This window comes from Clostridium sp. YIM B02551, assembly GCF_022324735.1.
Classification (GTDB): Bacteria; Bacillota; Clostridia; order Clostridiales; family Clostridiaceae; genus Clostridium_T; species Clostridium_T paridis.
Window position 1 is genome coordinate 197,319 of sequence record NZ_JAKGTF010000007.1, and the last position, 19,583, is coordinate 216,901.

Annotated in this window: 20 protein-coding genes and 1 riboswitch; of the genes, 16 read left to right on the top strand and 4 right to left on the bottom strand. The window is 31.7% G+C overall.

The features are described from left to right. The first annotated feature begins 13 nt into the window (after nt 1-13). Nucleotides 14-1,915 carry an endonuclease MutS2 gene (locus tag L1S47_RS10370; protein ID WP_238883503.1) on the top strand — a complete coding sequence of 634 codons (1,902 nt, stop codon included), beginning with the start codon at nt 14-16 and terminating at the stop codon, nt 1,913-1,915. A gap of 69 nt (nt 1,916-1,984) precedes the next feature. Beyond that, nucleotides 1,985-3,022 carry a M42 family metallopeptidase gene (locus L1S47_RS10375; protein ID WP_238883504.1) on the top strand — a complete coding sequence of 346 codons (1,038 nt, stop codon included), beginning with the start codon at nt 1,985-1,987 and terminating at the stop codon, nt 3,020-3,022. Between the two features lie 104 nt (nt 3,023-3,126). On the opposite strand, the gene L1S47_RS10380 is transcribed toward L1S47_RS10375, so the two are convergent. The 3 genes from L1S47_RS10380 to L1S47_RS10390 form a co-directional block, all read right to left on the bottom strand. Further along, on the bottom strand, nt 3,127-3,609 hold the full coding sequence (locus tag L1S47_RS10380) for a CarD family transcriptional regulator (RefSeq protein WP_238883505.1): 483 nt from the start codon (nt 3,607-3,609) through the stop codon (nt 3,127-3,129). Between the two features lie 199 nt (nt 3,610-3,808). Continuing rightward, a complete protein-coding gene (locus L1S47_RS10385) occupies nt 3,809-4,354 on the bottom strand; it encodes a glutathione peroxidase (protein WP_238883506.1) in 546 nt (181 codons plus the stop codon). A 4-nt stretch (nt 4,355-4,358) separates the two neighbouring features. Beyond that, on the bottom strand, nt 4,359-4,838 hold the full coding sequence (locus L1S47_RS10390) for a glutathione peroxidase (RefSeq protein WP_238883507.1): 480 nt from the start codon (nt 4,836-4,838) through the stop codon (nt 4,359-4,361). A 156-nt stretch (nt 4,839-4,994) separates the two neighbouring features. On the opposite strand from L1S47_RS10390, the gene L1S47_RS10395 reads away from it, so the two are divergent. The 14 genes from L1S47_RS10395 (at nt 4,995) to rnfB (ending at nt 18,927) form a co-directional block, all read left to right on the top strand. Then, nucleotides 4,995-5,432, top strand: a complete 438-nt coding sequence (locus tag L1S47_RS10395) for a MarR family winged helix-turn-helix transcriptional regulator (RefSeq protein WP_238883508.1) — start codon at nt 4,995-4,997, stop codon at nt 5,430-5,432. Nucleotides 5,433-5,591: 159 nt separating this feature from the next. Then, entirely contained in the window at nt 5,592-7,592 is a 2,001-nt protein-coding gene (locus tag L1S47_RS10400; RefSeq protein ID WP_238883509.1) for a methyl-accepting chemotaxis protein, read from the top strand. 260 nt (nt 7,593-7,852) lie between these two features. Continuing rightward, nucleotides 7,853-9,853, top strand: a complete 2,001-nt coding sequence (locus L1S47_RS10405; RefSeq protein ID WP_238883510.1) for a methyl-accepting chemotaxis protein — start codon at nt 7,853-7,855, stop codon at nt 9,851-9,853. 57 nt (nt 9,854-9,910) lie between these two features. Beyond that, nucleotides 9,911-10,023: riboswitch (TPP riboswitch) on the top strand. A 75-nt stretch (nt 10,024-10,098) separates the two neighbouring features. Then, entirely contained in the window at nt 10,099-10,596 is a 498-nt protein-coding gene (thiW, locus tag L1S47_RS10410) for an energy coupling factor transporter S component ThiW (RefSeq protein WP_202769240.1), read from the top strand. Between the two features lie 58 nt (nt 10,597-10,654). Beyond that, nucleotides 10,655-11,482, top strand: a complete 828-nt coding sequence (gene thiD / locus L1S47_RS10415; protein ID WP_238883511.1) for a bifunctional hydroxymethylpyrimidine kinase/phosphomethylpyrimidine kinase — start codon at nt 10,655-10,657, stop codon at nt 11,480-11,482. After that, nucleotides 11,472-12,305: a hydroxyethylthiazole kinase gene (thiM, locus tag L1S47_RS10420; protein WP_238883512.1), complete on the top strand. Its 834-nt coding sequence runs from the start codon at nt 11,472-11,474 to the stop codon at nt 12,303-12,305. The genes thiD and thiM overlap by 11 nt, the downstream gene beginning before the upstream one ends. Beyond that, on the top strand, nt 12,298-12,918 hold the full coding sequence (gene thiE, locus L1S47_RS10425; RefSeq protein ID WP_238883513.1) for a thiamine phosphate synthase: 621 nt from the start codon (nt 12,298-12,300) through the stop codon (nt 12,916-12,918). Before thiM ends, thiE begins: the two co-directional genes overlap by 8 nt. Before the next feature lie 554 nt (nt 12,919-13,472). Further along, nucleotides 13,473-13,892 (top strand): SoxR reducing system RseC family protein, encoded by a 420-nt coding sequence (locus tag L1S47_RS10430; RefSeq protein ID WP_238883514.1) that lies wholly within the window; start codon nt 13,473-13,475, stop codon nt 13,890-13,892. A gap of 57 nt (nt 13,893-13,949) precedes the next feature. Further along, entirely contained in the window at nt 13,950-15,266 is a 1,317-nt protein-coding gene (gene rsxC / locus L1S47_RS10435) for an electron transport complex subunit RsxC (RefSeq protein WP_238883515.1), read from the top strand. Between the two features lie 14 nt (nt 15,267-15,280). Then, a complete protein-coding gene (locus L1S47_RS10440) occupies nt 15,281-16,273 on the top strand; it encodes an RnfABCDGE type electron transport complex subunit D (RefSeq protein WP_202769246.1) in 993 nt (330 codons plus the stop codon). 5 nt (nt 16,274-16,278) lie between these two features. After that, nucleotides 16,279-16,842, top strand: coding sequence for an RnfABCDGE type electron transport complex subunit G (locus L1S47_RS10445; RefSeq protein WP_238883516.1), 564 nt, complete (start codon nt 16,279-16,281; stop codon nt 16,840-16,842). A gap of 1 nt (nt 16,843) precedes the next feature. Next, nucleotides 16,844-17,470, top strand: coding sequence for an electron transport complex subunit RsxE (gene rsxE / locus L1S47_RS10450; RefSeq protein WP_202769248.1), 627 nt, complete (start codon nt 16,844-16,846; stop codon nt 17,468-17,470). After that, nucleotides 17,467-18,048: an RnfABCDGE type electron transport complex subunit A gene (locus tag L1S47_RS10455; RefSeq protein WP_202769249.1), complete on the top strand. Its 582-nt coding sequence runs from the start codon at nt 17,467-17,469 to the stop codon at nt 18,046-18,048. The genes rsxE and L1S47_RS10455 overlap by 4 nt, the downstream gene beginning before the upstream one ends. A gap of 15 nt (nt 18,049-18,063) precedes the next feature. Beyond that, nucleotides 18,064-18,927: an RnfABCDGE type electron transport complex subunit B gene (gene rnfB, locus L1S47_RS10460; RefSeq protein WP_238883527.1), complete on the top strand. Its 864-nt coding sequence runs from the start codon at nt 18,064-18,066 to the stop codon at nt 18,925-18,927. Between the two features lie 62 nt (nt 18,928-18,989). Here the strand turns inward: rnfB and L1S47_RS10465 are convergent, their stop codons facing one another. Beyond that, entirely contained in the window at nt 18,990-19,502 is a 513-nt protein-coding gene (locus L1S47_RS10465) for a L,D-transpeptidase (protein ID WP_238883517.1), read from the bottom strand. Between the last annotated feature and the right edge of the window lie 81 nt (nt 19,503-19,583).

The following is a 19,583-nucleotide window of genomic DNA, read 5'->3' on the forward strand; positions in this document are numbered from 1 at the left end:
AGGAGAGAGATGAATGAATAATAATACATTAGAAAAACTTCAATTTGAGGAATTAAAAGAAATTGTAAAATCCTACTGCGTTAGTGGACTTGGGAAAAAACTAATTGATAAGCTTATGCCTAGCACGAATATAAAGGTAGTTGAAAAAAGGTTAAGTGAAACAAGCGAAGGCAGAGAATTATTAGGTTCAAGTAATTATGTACCTTTAGATGGTATATTCAATATAGATAATTTAATAACAGCCATTGAAAAAGGAGCTGTATTAGAGCCAGAGGACTTAGGGGTTTTTTGTAATTTCTTAAGAGGATGCAGAAAAATAAAAGAATATATGAGGGGTAAAGAATTTTATGCCCCTACATTAAGTTCTTATGGAGATAATATTACTGAATTAAGATATATAGAAGAAGAAATAGAATATTCAATTAAAGGAAATAGAGTAGATTCGAATGCAACTAAAGAGCTGAAAAAAATAAGGAAGTCTATTGATATTATTGAAGGAAGAATACAAGAAACTCTAAATAAGTTTTTAAAAAATAGTGCTTATAAGAATTATATACAAGACTTCTTTATAAGCAAAAGGAATGATAGGTTTACTATACCTATAAAGGCAGCATATAAAAACCATGTAGATGGGACTATAATAGAAGTTTCATCAAAAGGATCAACAGTATTTATAGAGCCTAGTTCTGTTTCTAAAAATACATCTGAATTAATGGAATTAAAGGCTCAAGAATCCATAGAGGAATATAAGATTTTGGCAGCTATAACTGAAATGATATTTGAAAGTTTAAAACAAATTAAAATAAATATTGAGGTTATTTCTGAATATGACATGATATTTGCGAAAGCAAAGTATAGTAGAGCAATATGTGGCATAAAACCAAAACTAAATGATTATGGATTTATAAATATTATTAAAGGTAAACATCCATTACTTGAGGGAAGGGTAGTACCACTTGATATAAGTGTTGGTAAAGATTATAGAACACTTATTATTACAGGTCCAAATGCTGGAGGCAAGACAGTAGTTCTAAAAAACTTAGGGTTATTAACTCTTGCAACTCAAGCTGGATTTCATATTCCGGCTGAAGAAGGAACAGAAATAGCAGTGTTTGAAAAAATCTTTGTTGATATTGGTGATAATCAAAGTATAGAGAACTCACTAAGTACCTTCTCTTCTCATATTAAGAATCTAGCGTCTATGATAAATGGTTGTAATAGATCTACGTTGATAATTTGCGATGAGATAGGGAGTGGAACAGAGCCAAATGAAGGAGCAGCAATAGCCATTTCTGTTTTAGAAGAGTTTTACCATAGCGGATGTATAACACTAGCAACTACTCACTATGGAGAAATAAAAAATTTCTCTCAGGGACATCAAGATTTTGAAAATGCAGCTATGCAATTTGAAAATGAAACCTTAGAACCTTTATATAAGCTAGTTATAGGTAAATCAGGTGATAGCAATGCATTCTGGATATCTAGAAAGATGGGAATAAGTGATTCTGTAATTGAAAGAGCACAAAGCTATATAGAAAATAAGAATTATAACTATAGCTTAGTGAGAGATAGCAAAGTTAAGAAGTACACTATGGTTGAAGGACCATCAGAGATTAAGCAGGAAACTTATGAAGTAGGGGATAAGGTTTTACTTCTTGAAAAAAATGATTATGGAATAGTATATAAGACGGCAGACAAACTTAATAACTTAGTAGTTCTATACAAAGGTAGCTTTATTGAGGTAAATGATAAAAGAATAAAACTAGAACTTAAAGCTAAGGAGCTGTACCCAGAAGATTACGATATGGATAGTTTATTTAGGAGCTATAAAGAGAGAAAGTTAGAAAGGGATATAGAAAGAGGTTCCAAGAAAGCATTAAAGAAAATACAAAAAGAAATTAGAAAAAATAAATAAAAATTAATAGCCATTGCAGTATAATTATATGTAATGGCTATTATATTGAGAAAGTTTCAGGAGGTAAAGATGGATATAAAAATAAATAAAGAGTTTCTATTAAAAACTGCAAAAGAAATATTAGAATTTGATAGTCCTAGTGGTTTTTGCTTTGAAATTATGAAGAAAATAGAAGAATATGCGAAAGAATTCAATTATTCTTTTGAGACTACAAATAAAGGATGTGGGATAATCACTATTCCAGGTAAATCTAGTGAAAAAGTAGTGGGATTATCAGCACATGTAGATACATTAGGTGCGATGGTTAGGTCTATTACATCGAATGGGACACTTAAATTTACTTTAGTTGGTGGACCTATAGTTCCAACACTTGATAGTGAGTATTGTAAAGTTAGGACTAGAGAAGGAAAGATCTATACGGGGACATTTTTAAGTACTAGTCCAGCAGCACATGTTTATAAGGATAGTTCAACTAAGAAACGTGATGATGAAAACATGGAAATAAGATTAGATGAAATGGTAACCAATAAAGAGGATGTTCAGAAATTAGGCATATGTGCTGGGGACTTTGTTTTTATAGATCCTAAAACAACAATAACTAATAGTGGATTTGTAAAATCAAGATTTATTGATGATAAAGGTAGCGTTTCCTGTTTAATAGGATTGTTGGAGTTTTTTAGTAGGGAAAAGATTATTCCAACATATACAACAAAAATGTTTATTTCAACATATGAAGAGGTAGGGCATGGATCATCCTATATACCTAGTGATATAACTGAAATGATAGCTGTTGATATGGGGTGTATAGGAGAAGATTTAAGTTGTACTGAATATCAGGTATCAATATGCGCTAAGGACTCAGGTGGACCATATGATTATAATATGGTAACAGACTTAATAAATTTAGCGAAAACTAATAAAGTAGAGTATGCGGTAGACATTTATCCAATGTATGGATCAGATGTTGGAGCTGCGCTTAAAGGTGGGAACGACATAAGAGGAGCACTTATAGGACCGGGAGTACACGCATCTCACGGAATGGAGAGAACTCACTATGATGCTTTTGAAAATACAATAAAATTGTTATACTTGTACTTAACAAAATAAAAGAAAATAGATTTAAAGATATAAAAAAAGGTAACTAAGGGATTAACACTTATATAAATATGTATATAAGAAATTAATCTTTTTGGTTACCTTAAATTAATTAACTAAGAAAAGTTAGATGATAACAAATCTTCTGCGTTTGATTCGGATATGCCTTTGATTATGGATATTTCACTAATCAATATTTTCTTTGCAGTGAGGAGAAGTTGTTTTTCGCTACTGTTTAATGGTTTATTTTCTCCTAGCAGCATTAAGTCATGGACAACTTCAGATCCCTCCATTATTTTCCCTGTTTTAACCTTGGCCATATTAATGTGATATCTTTCTCTATAGCTAAGTTCCTGACTAGTAAATAACTTTTTTGTTTTAAAGTTAATTAAGACATCTTTTAGCATATTTTCATCACTAACAAGTCGTATACCGGTATTTGGAGCTTTGCTTAATGGCACCATTACCTGCATTTTATTACTAAGTATGTTTATTATGAAATACTTCTCTGGGGTACCAAAAACTTCTTTATCTTCTATGCCTTGAATTATACCAGCCCCCTGCATTGGGTAGATAACTCTATCACCGATTTGAAACATATAATTCACCTCCAATATAACCAATTAATATATTAATTATATCACTTTAATATGTTTCAAGCAAATATATAATAATATCATGGCATGGTAATGCTTGTCAACGTATTATTATAAAAAATTAATTAGATAATAAAAATTACTTAAAATGCTTCTAGCCTTTGAATAAGCATCTTAAGTAATTTGTTTAGTGTAAGTTAAATTATAAAAGAGAAGTTATATATGGCTCAATATCAGAAGGTTCGATAGTAGATTCAAAGCGGTTAACAACTTCACCGTCCTTATTAACTAAAAATTTTGTGAAATTCCACTTTATTGAGTCTCCCAAAAGTGTTTCAGGATATTTTTCTGAAAGAAATGCTTTTAGAAATTTTCCTGTAGTAGTACTATCATCAATTCCTTTAAAGGGAGCTTCTGACTTAAGGAACTTAAATAAATCATGAGCATTCTCACCGTTAACATCTATTTTTTCGAATATTGGGAAAGTAACACCATAATTGATTTCACAGAAGTTTTTGATATCTTCACTAGTTCCAGGCTCTTGGTTAGCAAACTGATCGCAAGGGAATCCAAGAATCTCAAATCTCTCATTTCCTAGTTTTTTATATAAAACTTCTAAGTCCTTATATTGAGGAGTAAAACCACATTTGCTTGCAGTGTTTACAATAAGTAAAACCTTTCCTTCATATTTTCTTAGAGAAACATCTTCTCCATTTATATTCTTTGCTGAAAAATCATAAATTGACATAATATTAAACCTCCATTAATTTTATAATATCTTTTTCTATTTTTGATGGTGAAGTAGTTGGTGCAAATCTATCTACTACATTACCATTTTTATCTATAAGAAATTTTGTGAAATTCCATTTGATTTCGCCCCCTAGTATACCAGGCTTTTCAGTAGTTAAATATTTAAATACTTCATGAGCTGTTGGGCCTTTCACATCTACTTTTTCAAATAATGGAAAAGTTACTCCATAATTAATTTCACAAAAATTTTTAATATCATCACTAGTTCCTGGTTCTTGTTTTGCAAATTGATTACAAGGGAATCCAAGAACTTCAAATTTGTCATTACCTAATTTTTTATATATGGCTTCTAGGTCCTTATACTGAGGAGTAAAACCACATTTACTTGCAGTGTTTACTATAAGAAGAACCTTTCCTTTGTATTCACTTAAGGAAGTCTCCTTACCAGTTATTGATTTGGCTGAAAAATCATAAATTGACATATTAAATCCTCCTATTAATTGTGTTATTGAATATATTATAGCACAAATTAAATTGCGTGCAATTAAATTTTATAAAATAATACTTTGTGAAATTATATTTTTAATTTATAATAAGATATGAAGTATTATAAATTAGAAATACAGGAGATGTATAAGATGAATTTTGAAGATGGATTAAAGCTAGAAAACCAACTATGTTTTTCAATATATGCAACATCAAGAGCTATAACAAAAATATATAGACCTTTTTTAGATAAGTTAGGAATAACTTATCCTCAATATTTAGTAATGCTAGTACTATGGGAGAAGGAAAATATAACTCTTAAGGAGTTGAGTAACAGATTATATCTAGATTCAGGAACTCTGACACCATTACTTAAAAGATTAGAGGCAATGGAGCTGTTAAAAAGGCAGCGTTCAAGTGAAGATGAAAGAATACTTTGCGTGAACATTACTGAAAAGGGAAAAGAGCTTAAAGAACAAGCACTAACAATACCAGAATGTATTTTAAAATCTATTAATATGGATATAGAACAGTTGATTAAGTTTAAAAATGATACAGATATACTGCTAGATAGTATTAAAAATTTATAATAATAGAAATACAATCCTCCTTAAATTCATTTTGTTAAATATATAATTTAATATGATTTAACAAAATATTAAATAAAGATTAAAAATATATAGTTAAATATATAACAATCAAGTATAATGTTAATTGGATTTTACTGAAAGATATAGGGGGATAAACTAATGAGGAAAAAAATTAGTCTAAGAGGAATACGTGCAAAATTAGTTACAGGTTTTTTATCTATTTGCATAATACCATTATTGGTATTAGGTGTTTCCTCGTATTTACAATCAAAATCAACATTAACTAAAAAGTTTGAAGTAACAAGCGGACAAACTGTATCAGAAATTAATAAGGCTGTAGATACATATTTAAATTCAAAGGTTACTATGGTAAATATGGCTTCAGGAAATGACAGCTTTGTAGCGTTTGATGGAAGTCAAGAGAAAACTACACTGGTATATAGGTACTTGCAAGATATTCAGGTAAGCAGTAAAGATATAATTTCAGCAAGTATGGGAACAGAAGATGGTAAGTATTTCAGATATCCAGAAGCACAAATGGAAGCTGGGTATGATCCAAGAACGAGAGATTGGTATAAACTTGCGTTAGATAATGAAGGAAAAGCAGTAATTACGAAAGCAACTAAAAATGCTGCAACAGGTCAAATTATGACCAGTGTTGCAAAAGCTGTAATTAACAATGGAAAAGTTATAGGCGTTGTTGTAGTAAATATAGATTTAAATGCTATGGCAGATAAGTTTAAGGACTCAAAGATTGGAGACAGTGGATATGTATATATTTCTGATTCAGAAGGTGTAATTTTATCCCATCCAAATAGCAAAATAATTGGAACACCAGAAGCTACAAAACTTAGCATCTGGAATGATATAAAGAATGGTAAAAGTGGCCTTATAAGATATACATATAATGGTGCTGATAAATACTCAAGCTATATTACTAATGAAACTAGTGGATGGAAGATAGTTGCTGCCATGGGTATTACAGAAGTAGATAATGATGTTAATGCAATAAGAAATATAATGCTTATAGTAATAGCAGCAGTTATAGTAATAGCTATATTTGTATCACTTTATTTAAGTAGTGGAATGGCTAAGAATGCAAAACAGTTAAGTAAAGCATTTAATGATGCAGCAAATGGAGATTTATCTGCAAAAGTAGACATTAAGTCTAAAGATGAATTTGGAGATTTGGGAAAAGACTTTAATAGTATGTTGGCAAACATAGCAAAATTAATGAAGGATGTTAAGATGTCATCAGAAACCGTTGCAGAAAACTCACAAATACTTTCTACAATGGCTGGAGAGACTACTGTATCTATAACTCAAGTATCAAAAGCTATTGAAGAAATTTCTTTAGGAGCAACTCAACAAGCACAAAGTTCACAAGATGCAGCAATGGATATTAGTAATTTAGCCATAGGAATTGATGAAATATCAGCTACAACAAAAGATGTAGAAAATCTATCTCGTAATGCATTGGAACTAGGTAACAAAGGATTAGATATGGTTAATGATTTATCTACTAAATCAAGTAAAACTAAGAGTTCTTCAATAGAAGTAAGTGAAATTGTTATGGAAATGAGTAAAAATACTGAAGAGATAAATATGATTTCAGATGCTATCGTAGATATAACGGATCAAACTAATTTATTAGCACTTAATGCTAGCATAGAAGCAGCAAGAGCAGGGGAAGCTGGTAAAGGATTTGCTGTTGTAGCAGAAGAAATAAGACAGTTAGCTGAGCAATCAAGGAATTCTACTGAAGAGATTAGAAAGATTATTGAATCAGTTAAGAGTATGTCAAAATCAGCAGTCAAAGCAATTGAAAGCTCTAATGCTATTGTAAATGAACAAGAAGGTGCAGTGGTTGAAACAGAGAAGATATTTAATGAAATATTAAAATCTATTAATGGATTAACTGATGGAATAAAGACAATCATTAGCTCTACATCAGTAATTGCAGCCAAGAAAAATAATGTAATTATGCAGATTGATAATATTTCAGCAGTATCTCAAGAGACAGCTTCTGGATCAGAAGAAGTTTCAGCTTCAGCTGAGGAGATAAATGCCACAATGGAAGAAGTAGCAAGATTTACAGAGGAGCTTCAAGATTTATCAACTCTTCTTAAAGCTGGAGTTAGTAAGTTTAAAATTGAATAGTTCTACCTTTATTATATTAACAATTTGACAATAAGAAACAAAGCATAAATTCATAGGATTTGTGCTTTGTTTTTTTATTAATCCAATATAGTTTAAGTAAGCAATCTAATATAATTTGATATAACATGCCATCTGTAAAACAATTACATAATGTGTAATTTGGGGAATGCAGAAGAATAATAGAAATTCATATAAGGTTTTAGTCTGCTCGAGGCGATAATTAATTGAATTTAAACGAAGGATAAGAGGGGGATTAACTAATGAAACAAAATATTATACTAAGAGGAATACGTGTAAAATTAGTTGCAGGTTTTTTATCTATATGCATTATTTCTTTAATAGTATTGGGAACGTTTGCATATTTTCAATCAAAGACAACTTTAACAAAAAAGTTTGAAGCTACAAGCAGTCAAACTATATCAGAAATTAATAAGGCTGTAGATAATTATTTAAATGCAAAAGTAGTCTTAGTAAATATGGCTTCTAGTGAGGATAGTCTTGCAACTTTTGATGGAACGCAAGAAAAAAGTGCTATATTATATGAGCACTTGAAAGGAATGCAAGGAAGTAGTAAAGATATAATTGCAGCATATATGGGAACTGAACAAGGAGGATTTTACAGATATCCAGAAGCTAAAATGGCTGAGGGATATGATCCAAGAGTAAGGGATTGGTATAAGCTTGCGTTAGATAATGAAGGAAAAGCAGTAATTACAAAAGCATATAAAAGTGCAGCAACAGGCCAATTTTTAGTAAGTGTTGCTAAGGCAGTGATTAGTAACGGAAAAGTAATAGGTGTAGTATCAGTTGATGTGGATTTAAGTGTTTTAGCTAACACTTTTAAAGATTCAAAAATTGGAGATAGTGGATATGCCTATATAGCAGACAGCGATGGGGTAATTATATCTCATCCTAATGATAAACTTATTGGAACACCAGAAGCTTCAAAGCTTAGTATATGGAATGATATAAAGAATGGTAAAAATGGTTTTATAAAATATAATTATAATGGAGCTGATAAGTTTTCAAGTTACATAACTAATGAAACTAGTGGATGGAAAATAGTTGCTGCCATGAGTATTACAGAAGTAGATAATGATGTTAATGCAATAAGAAATATAATGCTTATAGTAATTGTAGCTGTTATAGTAATATCTATATTTGTATCACTTTATTTAAGTGGTGGAATGGCTAAGAATGCAAAACAGTTAAGTAAAGCATTTAATGATGCGGCAAATGGAGACTTATCTGCAAAAGTAGATATCAAGTCTAAAGATGAATTTGGAGACTTAGGTAAAGATTTTAACAGTATGATTAGTAATATTGCGAGTTTAATGAGTGATGTTAAAATATCATCTGAAACTGTAGCAGAAAACTCACAAACACTTTCTACAATGGCTGGAGAGACTACTGTATCTATAACTCAAGTATCTAAAGCTATTGAAGAAATTGCTTTAGGAGCAACACAACAAGCACAAAGTTCGCAAGATGCAGCTAGTGATATTAGTGAATTAGCTACAGGAATTGATGAAATATCAGCTACAACAAAAGATGTAGAAAATCTATCTCGTAATGCATTAGAACTAGGTAATAAAGGAATAGACATGGTTATTGATTTAGCAGTAAAATCAAGTAAAACTAAGAGCTCTTCTATAGAAGTAAGTGAAATTGTTATGGAAATGAGTAAAAATACTGAAGAGATAAATATGATTTCAGATGCTATCGTAGATATAACGGATCAAACTAATTTATTAGCACTTAATGCTAGTATAGAAGCGGCAAGAGCAGGAGAAGCTGGTAAAGGATTTGCTGTTGTAGCAGAAGAAATAAGACAGTTAGCTGAGCAATCAAGGAACTCTACTGAAGAAATTAAAAAAATTATTGAGTCAGTTAAGAATATGTCAAAATCAGCAGTTAAAGCAATTGAAAGCTCTAATGCTATTGTAATTGAGCAAGAAGCTGCAGTGGTTGAAACAGAGAAGATATTTAATGAAATATTAAAATCTATTAATGGATTAACTGATGGAATAAAGACAATTATTAGTTCTACTTCAGTAATTGCAGCTAAGAAAAATAATGTAATTATGCAGATTGATAATATTTCAGCAGTATCTCAAGAGACAGCTTCTGGATCAGAAGAAGTTTCAGCTTCAGCTGAGGAGATAAATGCCACAATGGAAGAAGTTGCAAGATTTACAGAGGAACTTCAAGACTTAGCTAAACTTCTTAATGAAGGTGTTAGCAAGTTTAAAATTGGTTAATATCTTTAGTTGAAGAAAATATAATACTATGCTATTATGAAGGAGACAATTTAATAATAAAAAACACAGGGGTGTTGGGATTTGACCGACTGAGAAAAAGAACTTATTCTTTTAACCCTATGAACCTGAACTGGGTTATTCCAGCGTAGGAAGTTGTTTTCTTTATTTTATAGAAGGTAATTTTAAGCACAAATCCTATGGATTTGTGCTTTTTTTATTAAAGTGACACACAAAGGAGGAATATGATGAAAACTAAAAAATTAACTATAGCGTCTTTATTTATAGCAATTGGAGTAGTAACAGGGAATTTGATTTATATACCAATAGGAGCATCAAAATGTTTTCCTATGCAAGGCACAATTAATGTCTTATCAGGAATATTGTTAGGTCCTGGATATGGAGTTGCAGTAGCTTTTTGCATTTCATTATTAAGAAATATTCTTGGAACAGGAACTCTTTTGGCTTTTCCTGGAAGCATGATAGGGGCATTCTTGGCAGGTTACCTATATCTTAAAACTAAAAAAAGTTTTCTTGCAGTTTTAGGTGAGGTATTTGGCACAGGAATCTTAGGAGCATTACTATCTTTTCCTATAGCTAAGCTAATAATGGGAAAAGAAGTAGGTGCACTGTTTTATATAGTTCCATTTTTAATAAGTACTGTAGGTGGTAGTCTAATAGCATACTTATTAGTTAGAGTTTTAAACTCTACAAAGCTAATATCATTAAATAATAAAGATTTATAAATAAATATAAGTGGAAACAAGTGTATATTAAATTTTAAGTAAACATAAGGAGGTTTTTATGAAAAAGGTATTAACTATAGCAGGATCAGATAGCTGCGGAGGAGCAGGAATACAAGCAGATCTTAAAACTTTTAGTGCTAATGGAGTATATGGTATGAGTGTTATAACGGCAGTAACTGCGCAAAACACTCAAGGAGTTTTTGATGTACAAGATTTAGATGCAAAAATAATCAAAGGGCAAATAGATGCAATCTTTACAGATATAGAGGTAGATGCAGTCAAGATAGGGATGGTTTCGCAAATATCAACCATAAAAGCGATAGCAGAAAAATTGAAGTTATATAAGCCTAAGAATTTAGTATTGGATCCAGTAATGATATCTAAAAGCGGATATTCTTTATTGAAACCTGAATCAGAAAGTGCATTAATAGATGAATTAATACCATTAGCTTATATAATTACGCCTAATGTTCCTGAAGCTGAGGAGATTTTAAAAGCAGTAAATTCAGATATAGTTGCAATAGAAACAGTAGAGGATATGGAAGCAGCAGCAAAAGAGATATATAAGCTTGGATGTAAAAATGTTTTGTTAAAAGGTGGTCATATTAAAGGAGAAGCTATTGATGTATTATATGATGGAAAGGAAATTATACATTTCCAATCTGAAAGAATTAATACAAAGAATACTCATGGTACAGGATGTACCTTATCTTCAGCAATTGCATCTAATTTAGCTCTTGGATTTGATATTAAAGAAGCTGTTAATAAAGCTAAAAAATATATAACTGTAGCAATAGAACATTCACTAGATATAGGAAAAGGTGTTGGACCTACACATCATTTCTATGAACTTTATAAAAAAGGAGGATTACTAAATGAAGATTAATGAAGAAGTAGCTGGATTATTAGAGAAAGTAAGAGAAAAGGGACCACTAGTGCATCACTTAACAAATTATGTAACAGTAAATGACTGTGCAAATATAACTTTAGCAATAGGAGCATCTCCTGTTATGGCTGATGACATAAATGAAGTTAAGGATATGGTGTCATTGGCATCTGCATTAGTGATAAATATTGGTACACTTAATAGTAGAACGGTAGAGGCGATGCTTGAAGCAGGCATAAAAGCAAATGAACTAGGAATTCCTGTAGTATTAGATCCTGTAGGAGCGGGTGCTACACCTTATAGAACAGAGGTAGCAAAAAGAATTCTAGAAAATATAAAGTTGTCTGTGGTAAGAGGAAATATCTCTGAGATTAAAGTTTTATATGGTATAGATACAATAACAAAGGGTGTAGATGCGGCAGAAAGCATTGCTGCAGATAGTGATAAACTTGCTGAAGAAAAAGAATTTGCTAAAGCTGTTGCTAAAAAACTAAACACAGTTATAGCTATAACCGGAGCTGTAGATATAATAACGGATGGAGAAAAGCTATATACCATTGAAAATGGACATAAGATAATGTCGAAGGTTACAGGTACTGGTTGTATGTGTACTTCACTTATTGGTTCATATCTAGGTGCAGGAGAAGATCATTTATTATCTGCTTTATCAGGGGTAGTATCCATGGGGATAGCAGGAGAGAAAGCAAATGAGAAGGTTGAAGCAGAGGATTTAGGAACAGGTAGTTTAAAGGTTTATATACTTGATGAGATATATAAACTAAATGAAGAAACTTTATTAAGTAGAGGTAAAATATATGAGTAAAGAAGTAGATTATACTCTTTATCTTGTTACAGATAGAGATATGTTAAAGAATCGAAATATTGTAGAAGCAGTAGAGGAAGCTATTTTAGGTGGGGTTACACTGGTACAAGTAAGAGAAAAAGACATAAGTACTTCTGAGTTTTATAAAGTAGCTAGTGAGATCAAAGAAATAACCAGTAGAAATAATGTGCCAATTATAATAAATGATAGAATAGATATTGCACTTGCAATAGATGCAGACGGGGTGCATGTAGGGCAAAGTGATATGCCAGCCAGTATAGCAAGAAATTTAATAGGCCCAGATAAGATACTTGGAGTTTCAACTGCTACAATTGATGAAGCTATAAAAGCTGAAAAAGAAGGTGCTGATTACCTAGGAGTTGGTGCAGTTTTTTCTACAACTACAAAGGATGATGCTAGAAATGTATCGTTAGAATTGCTTAAGGAGATTAAGGAAACTGTTAATATTCCTATAGTAGCTATAGGGGGAATTAATTCAAAGAATGTTGATAAGCTAAAAGAAAGTAACGTTGACGGGGTTGCAGTTATTTCTGACATTTTGGCAAAAGAGGATATAAAGCAAGCAGCTAGGGATATTAAAGAGAAATTTTAAGAAATTATGAACATTTTGTTGAAGAAGAGGATAAATTGCCTCTTCTTTTTTATTCTGTTTATTATTATGAGTTTAGAAAATTAGTGAGTAATTATATTAGAAAATATCATTAAAGTATGTTGAAATAAGAAACAAACTTACTTTTGAGAGAAAGTTTGTGAATAATATAACAAATGTAAAAAATGAAAAAAGTTTACAATACAAATAAAAATATAAAAAAACAAAAGTTTACAAAAAATTAACTTTTTAATAATAAGAAAATATTAATTCTAGCAAGTGGCGATTTTATTGAGTTCTCTAATATTTATATATAATTGTAATTATTTGAAAATTAAGAAAATATATTTTTAAAGTTAAATATGAGTAAAAGTACCTATTGAATTTTAAAAATAGAGGTATAAAATATATGAAGAATAGTTAGTAAAAAATAGAAATAATACGGACATAAATACGATTAATAAACTCAAAATATTGATAATTATTTATCCAACTTAACGAGTTTAATATAAATTTTATATTAAATATATTAATTGCTTTCATGAGAGGGATGAGAGATGAGTAAGGAGCAACAAGGAATAGTAATTGACACTAAAGAAAATACTGCAAAGGTTAAAGTAGCAAGACATGGGGACTGTGAAAACTGTGGAGCATGCCCAGGAGACTTAGCATTGGTGCTTGAAGTGATTAATACTCTTGGAGCCAAAAAAGGAGACAAGGTTATATTCGAGTTAAGGGAAGAGGGGATGGTAAAGGCAACCTTTATTGTATACGCATTACCTTTAATATTGGGGACATTAGGAGCAGTAATTGGGTGGTTAATATCAAAAGGAATAAATTTAGACAATAGCTATTTACAAGTAATCGGGGGGATTCTGGGGTTTGTTATATCAATAGGTCTTATCATACGAGCTGAAAAGGATTCCAAGAAAGATTTAAAGAAGGTTTCTAGAATTATAAAAATATTAGAGAAATAGTAGTTGACTTATGAATGCAAATCTTTTTAAACTACTGACTAGAATTGAGGTGTTTAGATGTTAAAACTATTTAAAGGAGGAATTCATCCTAAGGATAATAAGATTTATTCACAGGATAAGTCAATAGAAAAAGCGCCAATACCTAATAAAGTAGTAATACCTGTGAGGCAGCATATTGGTGCACCTTGTTCAGTTATGGTGGAACGTGGAGAGGAAGTTAAAAAGGGGCAAGTTATAGCTTATAGTGAAGCATTTGTTTCGAGTCCTATTCATTCCACTGTCTCAGGAAGAGTTATTGAAATTGCAGATTATCCTCATGGAGTTTTTGGAAAGTGTTTATCAATAGTAATTGAAAGCGACGGAAAGGATGAATGGGCTGAGGGTATTCCTATTAAGAGAGATTGGGAAAGTTTAGATGTAGAAGAAATAAAAAGTATTATAAGAGGAGCAGGAATAGTTGGAATGGGGGGAGCTACCTTCCCAACACATGTTAAGTTATCACCTCCTAAGGATAAAGTTGTTGATACACTAATCTTAAATGGAGCAGAATGTGAACCTTATCTTACAGCAGATTATAGAATGATGATTGAGTATCCAGAAGATATATTAATAGGTACTAGGATAACTATGAAGGTTTTAAATGTCTCAAAGGCTTTTGTTGCTATAGAGGATAATAAACCAGAAGCAATAAGAGTTATGAAGGATATTTTTAAAGGAACTGAAGTTAAAGTAATAGCATTGCCAACAAGGTATCCTCAAGGAGGAGAGAAGATGCTAATTAAGGCAGTAACGGGCCTTGAAGTGCCATCAGGAGGATTGCCAGCAGATGTTGGAGTAGTAGTGCAAAATACTGGTACGATAAAAGCGATAAGTGATGCAGTTGTACAAGGTATACCTTTAATTGAAAGAGTAACTACTATTACTGGAGGAGCTATAGAAGAACCTAAAAATTTATTATTAAGAATAGGAACAACCTTCCAGGAAGCTATTGATATCTGTGGAGGGTTAAGAGAGGTTCCAGAGAAAATAATTATGGGTGGACCAATGATGGGGATGGCACAATACTCAACAAATATACCAATAATAAAAGGGACCTCAGGAATACTTGCACTTACAAAATCTGAAATAAATATGAATAGTGAATCTAATTGCATAAGATGTGGTAGTTGCATTGAAGCATGCCCTATGGGGTTAAATCCAAGTATGTTAAGTATTTTGGGAGAACGAAAGTTTTATGAAGAAGCAAAAAGTGATTATAACCTATTGGATTGTATAGAGTGTGGATGCTGTACTTACGTTTGTCCAGCAAAACGAAACATAGTTCAATACATTAAATTTAGTAAGTCACAAAATGCATTAAAAGCAGCAAAATAGATGGAGGAAGTTTTATGGAAAGTAGTATAGAATCTAACAAAAATTTGTTAAGGGTTTCTGCATCTCCACATATACGTTCTGAGCAGTCTATAAGTAAAATAATGTGGAGAGTTAATTTAGCTCTGCTTCCTGCGGGTATTTTTAGTGTATATCACTTTGGAATTAAAGCTTTAATAACTTTATTAACAGGAAGTATTTCTGCAGTATTAGTAGAATATTTAGTAGAAAAATTTATGAAAAAACCAATCACAATTAGTGATGGAAGTGCATTTTTAACAGGGTTGTTATTGGCGATGTGTATACCACCAGATATGCCAATATATATGACTGCAGTAGGGTCTTTTATAGCAATAGCAATTGCTAAACATTCCATGGGAGGATTAGGATATAACATCTTTAATCCAGCACATATTGGGAGAGCGGCACTTATGGTTTCATGGCCAGTGTTTATGACTACTTGGAGAAGTATGAACTCAGCTGTGGATGGAGTTACTACAGCAACCCCTTTAAACATTTTAAAGCAACAAGGGTATGATAAACTTGTAGCTACCTTTGGTAGTAAAACTGAAATGTACAAGGAGATGTTTTTAGGTAATAGGAATGGTAGTATAGGTGAAACCTGTGCTGTTTTATTAATTTTAGGTGGAATTTATTTAATATATAAAGGATATATCAATTGGTTTGTACCTGTACTAATGATAGGCACAGTGGCAGCAATAACATGGATATTTGGGCCAAATGGCATGTTTACAGGAGATCCATTATTCCACATACTAGCAGGGGGATTAATAATAGGGGCTTTCTTTATGGCGACAGATATGGTTACGATACCCATTACTATAAAAGGTCAGGTGATTTTTGCTATTGGAGCAGGTTTCTTAACTGCCCTCATAAGATTAAAGGGGGGGTATCCTGAAGGGGTTTGCTATGCAATTTTGCTAATGAATAGTATCACTCCATTAATAGACAGATTTACTCAACCTAAAAAGTTTGGGGTAAGGGGGTAATGGATATGAAGGAAGAACATAAAGAGAAAGAGTATAGTATTTTTCAAATTGCCTTTAATCTTGCCATAGCCTGTTTTATTTCAGGAACAATTATTGCATTAACTTATTATAAAACTGCAGCAACAGCGGTGCAGAAAAGTGAAGAACTTCTTAATCAATCGATGAAATCTTTGGTTACTGATGCTGAAAGCTTTAAGGCTATAGATGGAAAGACAGGTTGGTATAGTGCAGTAAAAGGAGGAGAGATTATAGCTTATGTAGTTCCAACAGAAACAAAGGGATACGGTGGAACAATAAAATTGCTTACAGCTATAACTCCAGAAGGGAAAATAATAGATTATAACATAATATCCCATAACGAAACTCCGGGGTTAGGGGATAATGCTTCCAAGGATAAATTCAGGAAGCAATTTAATGGTAAAGATATAAATGGTTTATCTGTTGTAAAGGATCCATCAGACAAGGAACATATCCAGGCTATGACAGGTGCGACAATATCATCAAAAGCTGTTACTAAAGGTGTAAAAGAGGCAGCGGAACTAGTAACTGAATATAAGGAGGGAAAGTAACATGAGAGAACTTTGGAAGATTTTTTATAAAGGACTCTTTGATGAAAATCCAATTTTTAGGTTGGCATTAAGCTTATGCCCAGCCTTAGCGGTTACAACTACTGCATCAAATGCACTTACTATGGGACTTTGCGTAATGTTTGTAATAACAGCGAATAATACAGTAGTTTCATTAACTAGAAAGTTAGTTAATCCAAAGGTTAGAGTACCAATATATATTACCTCAATTGCTACAATAGTTACTTTGGTTCAGTTAATTTTACAGGCATATTTTCCGGTTTTATATAAAAACCTTGGAATATATCTAGCTCTTGTAGTAGTTTTTGCAATAATACTAGCACGAGCAGAAGTATTTGCATCTAAAAATCCTATTTTCCCATCGTTCCTAGATGGATTAGGAATGGGTTGTGGATTTACACTAGCTATGTTGTTAATTGGAGTAATTAGAGAATTCTTTGGAATGGGAACAATATTTGGAGTAACAATATTAGGAAGTTGGTATAATCCTGCACTAATATTTATTCTACCACCAGGAGCTTTTATGGTTATTGGGTATTTAATAGGTGGAATGAAGTTACTAGATAAAAGAAAAGCAGCAATAGCAAGAAAAGGAAGTGAAGCAAGGTGAAGGATTACTTTATATTATTTATGAGTGCTGTATTGGTTAATAACTTTGTGTTAACTAGATTTTTAGGATTATGTATATTTTTTGGAGTATCAAAGAATTTAGATGCATCAATTGGCATGGGTATGGCAGTAACATCAGTAATAACCTTGAGTTCTATATTATCTTGGGTTGTATATCATTTTGTATTAGCTCCTTTTCACGTAACATTTTTAACTACACTGATATTTGTTTTATTGATTGCCAGCTTTGTACAATTACTAGAAATGATTATTAAAAAGTATCTGCCCACATTATATGGAATGTGGGGAATATACCTACTATTAATAGCAACTAACTGCGTTGTGCTAGGAGTACCTTTATTAAATGTTGAATCAAATTATACATTCTTAAAGAGTATAGTTTTTGCAGTGGGTTCGGGAATGGGTTTTGCGCTGGCAATTACATTAATGGCTAGTTTAAGAGAAAAACTGAGGTATGCAGATGTTCCGGAATCGTTGCAAGGAACTGGTGTGGCATTTATTGTAGCAGGTATGTTAGCATTAGCTTTTCTAGGTTTCTCAGGCATGATATCAATTTAAGGAGGGAGTATTATGTTGAGTACAGCAATTGCCGTTATAGTTGTTATGGCTGTGGTAGGGATTATTTTTGGATTAATACTAGCTATAGCCAATAAAAAATTTGCAGTGGAAGTTAATCCACTAATTGAAATGGTTGATGAAATATTACCAAAAGGACAATGCGGAAGCTGTGGATATGCAGGGTGTAAAGCTTATGCTGAAGCTGTAGTTTTAGATCCTAATGTTCCAGCAAATTTATGTGTGCCTGGAAAGATAGAAGTAGCTAAAAAGGTAGGAGAACTTACAGGAAAAGTTGCAGAAGAGATTGAACCAATGGTAGCTCATGTAAGGTGTTTAGGTTCAAAGGATAAGACTGTCTTAAATTATAACTATGAAGGAATTGACGATTGCATGGCAGCAAGTTTGCTACTTGGAGGACCAAAAGGATGTCAATATGGATGTCTGGGTTTTGGTACTTGCGTAAAAAATTGCCCCTTTGGAGCTATGACTATGGGGGATAATGGGATACCTGTTGTGGATAGAGAAATATGTACAGGTTGTAAGAAGTGCCAAGAATCCTGTCCTAAAAAGGTAATCGAAATGATTCCTAAGGACTCTATTGTTATGGTAAACTGCAATTCTTTAGAAAAGGGAGCAGTAGCACGAAAGCTTTGTACTGTTTCTTGTTTAGGTTGTGGTATTTGTAGTAGAAGTTGTACTCATGGGGCTATAAAAGTTGAAAATAATCTAGCGATTGTTAATTCAGAAATATGTATAAATGAATGTACAAATGCAGTTTGTACAGAAAAATGCCCAACAAAAGCAATAGAGATTATACTACCTAGATTGAGTGAAGATATCAAAAAAGAAGAATCTGTTGAGCATAAGCCAGCAATTTAGTTAATGAATTTGAACTTAAAAATAGTACTATTAGTTTATATAACTACTAGTACTATTTTTATTTAGGAAATATATATAGTTGTACCTTTTGGAACATTATCATAAATCCATTTAGCATTTAAGAGAGCAAGTCTTACACAACCATCAGAAATACGTTTACCTAATCTTCCGTCACGTATAGTTCCATTGATATTATAGATTATTGAGTGAAATAAGTAATTTCCAACTATTTGAGTGTAGTATCTACATTTATACCCTTTCTCTTCTCCGAAAGATAGGCCTTTAATGCCAACTTTAAAAGTACCTTTAGGAGTAGGGGTTGAAGGTTTACCAATAGAACAACTGTAACTATTTAAGAGCTTCCAATTGTCTTTAGCACCTTGAAAAATATTTGCTTTAAAATTTTTAGTATCTACCCAAATAAGAAATGAGGTTGTGCTTGAGAGGCTATTTACTATATTCTCAGCATTATTTGAGTAGGTGGAATCTTTTCTAAATAGATTAACAGTTTTATCTAATGTAGGATTAAGAAAAGCTATAAGTATTTTTATTGGATAACTAAACGATATTTTCATAGGTCACCTTTATTAAAATCTATATACTATTATGATAGTTTTAGATAAAAATCATGTTCCAACAATAAGCAGTAATAATAT